This window comes from Massilia genomosp. 1 (assembly GCF_011682185.1).
In the GTDB taxonomy this organism is placed as follows: Bacteria; Pseudomonadota; Gammaproteobacteria; order Burkholderiales; family Burkholderiaceae_D; genus Telluria_A; species Telluria_A rubra.
Window position 1 is genome coordinate 1 of sequence record NZ_WHJF01000176.1, and the last position, 7,361, is coordinate 7,361.

Genomic DNA, 7,361 nt, shown 5'->3' on the forward strand with positions numbered 1-7,361 from the left:
TCATTGACTGTCCCGTTCAATTGGGTAGGGACGCTATCGCCCGCGACATTCCGATTCAAGTTGAAAAGGTCCTGCATCGGAAAAGCGGCGCTGCGGCGGTGGTTTGTGCAACATTCAGGCTAGCAGCCTGCCGGCGCCTTGTTCCTTGTTCCTTGTTCCTTGTTCCTTGTTCCTTGTTTACTGCGCTTACTGCGCCGCCCTGGCGCCGCCGGCCTGGCGTTGCTGCCACTCCAGCCCCGGACGCGCCACCCGGAATTGCAGCAACTGTCCGTGCTCCACCTCGGTCACATACGCTGTGCGCCCGTCCGCTCCGCCGAAGCTGATATTGCTCGGCTTCTTGCCGGGCAGGGCGATTTCGGCCAGGGTGCGGCCTTCCGGCGACAGCTTGACCACCGTGCCCTTGCCGATCCGCGTGACGTACAGGTTGCCGTCGACATCGACCCGCATCCCGTCGAGCCCGTGATCGGCAAAGCTGGCGATGCGGCGCTTGCCGCCGAGCGTGCCGTCGGGCGCGATCGCGAACGCCCACACCACGCGCTGCACGCTTTCATTCACATACAGGGTGCGTCCGTCCGGGCTGACGTCGATGCCGTTGGCGGTGCCGAGCTGGTCGGCCGCGAGCGTCACTTTGCCGTCGCGCTCGATGCGCCATACGCGCCCGCTGTTTTTCTTCCAGTCCGGGTCGCTCGCATAGATGACCCCGGCGGCCGTGATGGCCAGGTCGTTCGGCTGGCTCATGGCGCTCTCGCGCGCGTGGATGGCAATCGCGCCGCTGGCCGGATCGATCCGGTAGATCGTGTGTTCGACGTAATCGGCCACGTACATGGCGCCATCCGGCCCGAAGCGGATGCCGTTGGCCACGCTGGCGCCGGGCAGGGTCACGAACACCTCGGCCTCGCCGTTCGGCTTGACCTTGCCGATGGTTTGCTGACGCGCAAAATTGGCCGCATACACATTACCCGCGGCATCGACGGCAGGCCCTTCCACCCCGAAGGTGAAGGACTGGGGCGCGGTCAGGGCGCTGGCCACGTGCAAGCGCTCCAGGGTGGCCGGGGGCGCGCCGGCGGCCAGGGCGGTTCCCGCCTGGCAGGCGGCCAGGGCCAGCGTACACGCCAGCCGGGTCGAGCTCATCATGAAAACTCCGATCGTGAAATTGCCGCTCATCCGGCCGGCAACCAGTGTACTTGATGATGCGGTAAGCTGCGTGTTTTGATAATGCGCAGCCAGGTGACAAGTTTGAACGGAAAATACACGAAGCCGCTGCTGATCGCGGCGGCCATCGGCGCCCTTGGCGCGGGCGGCGCCTGGTACGCGCTGCAACGCGGCGCGCCGCCCTCGGTGGCCGGGGTGGCGGCCTTGGTCGGCATCAAGCCGCAGCCGACCGTGCTGGGCTGGCCGGTGAGCATCGGCACCGTGGCCGGCAACGGCAGCGCCGGCTTTGCCGATGGCGGCGCGGCGCAGGCGCGCTTTTCCGACCCCTTCGGCATGGTGGTTGACCGCGACGGCAACCTGTTCGTGGCCGACGCCGGCGAGAACAACCGCATCCGCAAAATCACGCCCGGGGGCGTGGTCTCCACCCTGGCCGGCGGCAAGGAAGGCTTTGCCGACGGCAGCGGCGCGACGGCCGCGTTCCACACCCCGTCCGGCCTGGCCATCGACGGCGCCGGCAACCTGTACGTCGCCGATACCGGCAACAACGCGATCCGCAAAGTCACCCCGCAAGGCGCGGTCAGCACCCTCGCCGGCGGCGGCGTGGCCGGCTACCTGGACGGCAAGGCGGACGTCGCCATCTTCAACGGCCCGGTTGGCGTGGCGGTCGACCAAGCCGGCGTGGTGTACGTGGCCGACACCTACAACGACCGCATCCGCGCGATCGCACCGGACGGCATGGTCACGACGCTGGCCGGCGGCGCGCCCGGCTACGTGGACGGGCCGTTCGCCGGCGCCCGGTTCGACACGCCCACCTCGGTCGTGGTCGACGCCAAAGGCACGCTGTACGTGGCCGACACCAGCAATGGCGCGGTGCGCAAGCTGACCCCGGACGGGCAGGTCAGCACCCTGGCGAAGGCGCCGGAAGACGCCGAAAAACCGCTGCTGCGGCGCCCGGTCGCGCTGGCGCTCACGCATGACGGCTTCCTGTACGTGGGCGACATCTGGCGCGGGCGCATCCTGCAAGTGACTCCCGACGGCCTCTTGCAAGGCCTGACCGGCATCGGCGTCGACATCGAGGTCGGTGACGATCGGGCGCTGCGCCTGAGCCGCCCCAGTGCCATCGCGCTCGACCGCGCGGGCGGGCTGTATGTCAGCGACGCCGTCAGGCGCACCGTGCATCGGGTCTCGCCGCGGCGCGACGGCGCCAGCGCGGTGCTGGCGCCCAAGGCGGCGCCGCTGGTCGCCACCGCCGCGCCGGCCGCTGCGCCGCCTGGCGTACTCGCATCCGGGCCGGCGCCGGCAGCGGCCGCGCGGTTTCCGTGGCCGTTCAAGCCGCAAGACCAGCGCCACGAAGTGGTCGGCACCATCGGCGAAGTACGCGGCAGCTACAACGGCGAAAGCCGCCACCACTTCCACAGCGGTCTCGACGTGCAGGCCGACATGGGCGTGCCGGTGCTGGCGGTAGCCGACGAAAAGGTCAGCAGCCCCGTGGCCAACTGGGCCTTCGGGGAAGTGGGCGAAGGCATGAGCATCGACGGCATGGCCTACATCCACATGCGGGTCGGGCGCACCGGCAAGGATGCGCCGCTCGATCCGGCGCGCTTCATCATGCTCAATAACGAGAAAGGCAAGCCGGCGCGCATGCGCGTGCGGCGCGGCACGCGCTTTCACGTCGGCGACGCGCTGGGCACGGTCAACCGCATGTACCACGTACACCTGGTGTACCAGCCGGGCGGGGTGGAAGCCAATCCGCTGGTGCTGCCGTTTACCGGCTTTACCGACCAGGTGGCGCCGCGCATCGACAAGATCCAGTTGGTCGACGCGGCCGGCACGGCGCTGGTGCGCAAGCCGGGCAAGCGCGTGATGGTGGCGCGCGGCGCCGGGCCGCTGGGGATCGTGGTCGACGCCTACGACCAGGCCGACGGCAACGCCGCGCGCCGCAAGCTCGGTTTGTACAAGGTGGGTTACCAGGTCTTGCAGGCCGATGGCACGCCGCTGGCCGGCTTCGCCGCGCCGCTGGTTAATATCGAATTTAACAAGCTGCCGCCGGACCCGGAAAGCGTCAAGCTGGCGTACGCCGACAACAGCGGCATCACCGTGTATGGCAGCGCGACGACGCGTTTCCTGTACGTGGTGACCAACACCGTGCGCGACGGCGTGGCCAAAACCGGCGGCTGGGACCCGGCCGCGCTGGCGCCGGGCGACTACCTGATCCGCATCTTCGCCGCCGACTATGTCGGCAACCAAGCGCAGAGCGGACGCGACCTGCCGATCACGGTGGAATGACGAGGGCAGGCCGGCGTGGCGCGGCCTGCCCCGGCATGTTTCAAGCGTTGACGCTGGCCGGGCGCTGGCGGCGCTGCGCCAGAAAGCCCAGCATCGCCATGCCGGTCAGGAACATGGCATAGGTTTCCGGCTCCGGGACGGCGCTGACCAGCTGATCCGCATTGCTGAAGCTGACGAACGTGCCGGCGGGCGCCATGAACTGCGCCTGCTGGCCGCCGTCGCAGCAGCCCTCGAAGCCATAGATGGTCAGGGTATGGTTGCCCGCGCCCAGATTGACTGCCGCGTTGAAGTACTGCGATGCATTGTTGTACTGGCCGGCCCACCACATATCATGGCTTTTCACGTCGAGCGCCACATCGTTGAGGAACAGCGCGCCGCCGTAGCCGAAATCGACGCCTGCGCGGAACTGCCAGAGGCCGGCGTTCGCTTGCGTGACGCCGAAATTGATGGTCGACTTCAGCGCAAAATTACTGCTCCCGCCGAACAGGCTGGCGTGGGTGATGTTGTTGTACGACTCGACGCTGGTCTTGCTGTAGGCCGCGCCCTTGAGCGAAGCGTTGACGGCGCTCTGGTAGGCGCCGGCGTCGGACAGCATGCCCGATGGCGTGGCGGAAGCCGATTCGATCGTGATCGTGCTGGCGCAGACACTGCCGGCGACGGTCAGGGCAGCGGCGGCGAATACCCATGAGAGAGTCTTTTTCATATGGTTTCCTTGGACGAGGACCGTGCGCACGCAACGGCGGCGCGGTCGGGATGAAAGAAGTTTTCGCTCCGCACGAGCGTCCAAGGCATGCGATGGACGGTCAGTCTGGGTGCTGGCGCTGAATCACGGTGCATCGGAGATGTATCGATGCACGAACAGTAGCCAAAGAGTAACATGAATTCTCATCCGCCAACTTCTTTCATCAGCGCTGTCCACCTTTTACAACGTCCATTTCCTACCCGGCCGTCAAAATACCTACAACCGGGGTCAGAGCTTTAATTAGCAACGTTTTTGTTGCTAATTAAAGCTCTGACCCCGGTTGTAGGCGGGTTTGGTGCGGGGGTAGGAGTTTTGGTGTCAGGCGTTGGCGAGGTCGAGGCGGGCGTCGCCGCCGCCGCGGCCGTGGTAGCGACCGGCCGACAGGTCGTCGAAGCGGATCGCCGGGCGCTTGGCCGACATCAGGTCGGCCAGCAGCTGCGCCGAGCCGCACGACATGGTCCAGCCCAGGGTGCCGTGCCCTGTGTTGAGGAACAGGTTGCCCAGCGCGGTGCGACCGACGATCGGGGTGCCATCCGGCGTCATCGGGCGCAGTCCGGTCCAGAACGTGGCCCGCGCGCTGTCGCCGGCCCCAGGGAACAGGTCGCCCACCACCATCTCGAGCGTGGCGCGGCGGCGCGGGTTGAGCCGCTGGTCGAAGCCGGCAATCTCGGCCATGCCGCCCACCCGGATGCGGTCCTCGAAACGGGTCACGGCAATCTTGTAGCTCTCGTCCAGGATGGTCGAGACCGGCGCCTTGCTGGCGTCGGTGATCGGCACGGTGATCGAGTAACCTTTCATCGGGTACACGGGAATGTCGACGATCGATGTCAATAACGCCGTCGAGTGCGCGCCTAGCGCGACCACGTAGGCGTCGCCATGTACCAGCTCGTCGCCGCAATGCACGCCGGCGATCGCGTTGCCGCTCACCGCCAGGCGGTCGATCGCGACGTTGTAGCGAAAGCGCACACCCAGCGCTTCGGCCATGCCGGCCAGGCGCGTGGTGAACAGATGGCAGTCGCCGGTCTCGTCATTAGGCAGGCGCAGCGCGCCGACCAGCTTGTCCTTGACCAGCGCCAGCGCCGGCTCGGCCTGGCCCAGCTGGTCGCGCGTGAGCAGCTCGTACGGCACGCCCGAATCGCGCAGCACCTTGATGTCTTTTTCCGCGCTGGCAAACTGTTGTTCGGTGCGGAACAGTTGCATGGTGCCTTGCTGCCGGCTTTCGTAGCGGATGCCGGCTTCTTCGCGCAGGGTCTTGAAGCAGTCGCGACTGTACTCGGCGAGGCGCACCATGCGTTCCTTGTTTACCGCGTAGCGGTCGGCGGTGCAGTTGCGCAGCATGTCCCACATCCACTTGAGCTGGAAGGTGGTGCCGTCGGGCGTGATCGAGAGCGGGGCGTGGCGCTGCAGCATCCATTTCATCGCCTTCAGGGGAATCCCGGGCGCGGCCCATGGCGAGGCGTAGCCGGGCGAAATCTGGCCGGCGTTGGCGAAGCTCGTTTCGAGCGCGGGACCGGGCTGGCGGTCGAGCACGGTGACATCGTGGCCGGCCTTGGCCAGGTAGTAAGCCGTGGTCACGCCGATAACGCCGCTGCCCAAAATGACGACACGCATGGTCTCTCCGAAGATTAAGTGTGGATGCAAGAATTTCCGCTATATTATTGGGTTTCAACCAGTCTTTGTTCACGTATAACTGCACTTATTTAGTGGAATTTCATGCGCATCGTTAAAGAATCAAGCCGCAGTCTCGACAAGCTCGACCGCCACATCCTGCGCATCCTGCAACGCGAAGGGCGCATCTCGATGAAGGACCTGGGCGAGCGGGTCGGCTTGTCGGTCACGCCCTGCATCGAGCGCGTCAAGCGCATGGAGCGCGACGGCGTCATCAGCGGGTATTACGCGCGCGTCGATCCGGCCGCGCTGGGCGCGAAGTTGCTGGTGTTTGTGGAAATTACCCTGAACCAGAAGTCGGCCTCGGCCTTCGAACAGTTCCGGCGCGAGGTGCTGCGCATTCCCGAGGTGCAGGAATGCCATCTGGTGTCGGGCGACTTCGATTACCTGATCAAGGCGCGCATCCACGAGATGGCCGAGTACCGCAAGCTGCTCGGCGACATGCTGCTGCAGTTGCCCGGCGCGGCGCAGTCGAAAAGCTATGTGGTGATGGAGGAGATCAAGGAGACCCTGGTGCTGTCGACCGAGGCGCTCCTTTCGCAGGGCTGATGCGGGCTTGGCCTTAACGCAAGCGCTGGAAGCGCCCGGCTTCGAAGTCGGCAATCGCGACCTGGATTTCTTCCTTCGTGTTCATCACGAACGGTCCGTGCGATACCACCGGCTCGTTGAGCGGCGTGGCGTGGCCGAAGATCAGCAGCGCGTCGGTCTCGGCGGTAATCGTCAGGGCGACGCCTTCCTCGCTCAGTTCGGCCAGGTGGAAGGCCTCGGCGCGGTCGCCGTTCACTTCCACGGCGCCGCGCACCACATACAGGAACACATTGCGCGCGCGCAGGTCCGGCACGTGCAACTGGCCGCCGGCGCGCATCTCCACCGTAGACATGAATACACCGGTCAGCGATGGCAGCGGGCCGGCGCTGCCATCCCATGCGCCGGCGATCAGGTGCAGGTCGACCTTGCCGCCATCGAGTTGCAGCGTCGGAATATCGCCCCGCTGCAGCCCGGTGTAGGCCGGCGCCGTCATCTTCAGGCGTCCCGGCAGGTTGATCCAGAGTTGCAGGATTTCGAGCTGGCCGCCCTGTTCGCGAAACGCCGGCGGCGATACTTCGGCATGCACGATGCCGCTGCCGGCCGTCATCCATTGCACGCCGCCGGCGCCGATGACGCTCTCGTGGCCGGCGCTATCCTTGTGCATCAGGCTGCCGTCGATGATGAAGGTCACGGTGTCGAAGCCGCGGTGCGGATGCGGCCCGAACGGCAAGCCACGGTTGCCTGGCGGGTAGTGCTGCGGGCCATGGTGATTGAGAAACAGGAAGGGATCGATCTGCTCGGCGTACGGTCCGGGCAGCGGGCGCTGGGTCATCAGATCGCCAATGTCGTCGCGCTGCGCGGGATGCAGGCGCTTGATCGGTTGCGCGGCAAACCTCGCCCTTCAGGGCGGGGTCAAGAGCGCGAACGGCGCAGCCGTCCGGTTTGGTGCGTCTAGTGCGGCGTCTGCTGCTGTTCGATGTACTGC

General features: G+C 66.3%; 6 protein-coding genes. 2 read left to right on the forward strand and 4 right to left on the reverse strand.

Features of this window, described 5'->3' with window-relative positions; all coding sequences use genetic code 11:
* Positions 1-186: 186 nt before the first annotated feature.
* Complete coding sequence (locus tag F1735_RS31930; protein ID WP_222853141.1) at positions 187-1,134, reverse strand: SMP-30/gluconolactonase/LRE family protein; 948 nt, start codon at positions 1,132-1,134, stop codon at positions 187-189.
* A gap of 102 nt (positions 1,135-1,236) precedes the next feature.
* Here F1735_RS31930 and F1735_RS31935 point away from each other — a divergent pair, with 102 nt between their 5' ends.
* Positions 1,237-3,438, forward strand: a complete 2,202-nt coding sequence (locus F1735_RS31935) for an NHL repeat-containing protein (RefSeq protein WP_229506068.1) — start codon at positions 1,237-1,239, stop codon at positions 3,436-3,438.
* 40 nt (positions 3,439-3,478) lie between these two features.
* Here the strand turns inward: F1735_RS31935 and F1735_RS31940 are convergent, their stop codons facing one another.
* Together F1735_RS31940 and F1735_RS31945 are read right to left on the reverse strand one after the other, a co-directional pair.
* Positions 3,479-4,141, reverse strand: coding sequence for a CCXG family PEP-CTERM protein (locus F1735_RS31940; RefSeq protein ID WP_187364416.1), 663 nt, complete (start codon positions 4,139-4,141; stop codon positions 3,479-3,481).
* A gap of 357 nt (positions 4,142-4,498) precedes the next feature.
* Positions 4,499-5,791 carry a D-amino acid dehydrogenase gene (locus tag F1735_RS31945; protein WP_167240840.1) on the reverse strand — a complete coding sequence of 431 codons (1,293 nt, stop codon included), beginning with the start codon at positions 5,789-5,791 and terminating at the stop codon, positions 4,499-4,501.
* 102 nt (positions 5,792-5,893) lie between these two features.
* On the opposite strand from F1735_RS31945, the gene F1735_RS31950 reads away from it, so the two are divergent.
* The gene (locus F1735_RS31950; RefSeq protein ID WP_167240842.1) at positions 5,894-6,397 is read left to right on the forward strand and encodes an Lrp/AsnC ligand binding domain-containing protein; all 504 of its coding nucleotides are present in this window, start codon (positions 5,894-5,896) and stop codon (positions 6,395-6,397) included.
* 13 nt (positions 6,398-6,410) lie between these two features.
* On the opposite strand, the gene F1735_RS31955 is transcribed toward F1735_RS31950, so the two are convergent.
* Positions 6,411-7,208: a pirin family protein gene (locus F1735_RS31955; RefSeq protein ID WP_167240844.1), complete on the reverse strand. Its 798-nt coding sequence runs from the start codon at positions 7,206-7,208 to the stop codon at positions 6,411-6,413.
* Between the last annotated feature and the right edge of the window lie 153 nt (positions 7,209-7,361).

Bases quoted from the DNA above. Each gene is read 5' to 3' on its own strand.
- F1735_RS31930 (WP_222853141.1), bottom strand. From the start codon at position 1,134: ATGATGAGCTCGACCCGGCTGGCGTGTACGCTGGCCCTGGCCGCCTGC.
- F1735_RS31940 (WP_187364416.1), bottom strand. From the start codon at position 4,141: ATGAAAAAGACTCTCTCATGGGTATTCGCCGCCGCTGCCCTGACCGTC.
- F1735_RS31945 (WP_167240840.1), bottom strand. From the start codon at position 5,791: ATGCGTGTCGTCATTTTGGGCAGCGGCGTTATCGGCGTGACCACGGCT.
- F1735_RS31950 (WP_167240842.1), top strand. From the start codon at position 5,894: ATGCGCATCGTTAAAGAATCAAGCCGCAGTCTCGACAAGCTCGACCGC.
- F1735_RS31955 (WP_167240844.1), bottom strand. From the start codon at position 7,208: ATGACCCAGCGCCCGCTGCCCGGACCGTACGCCGAGCAGATCGATCCC.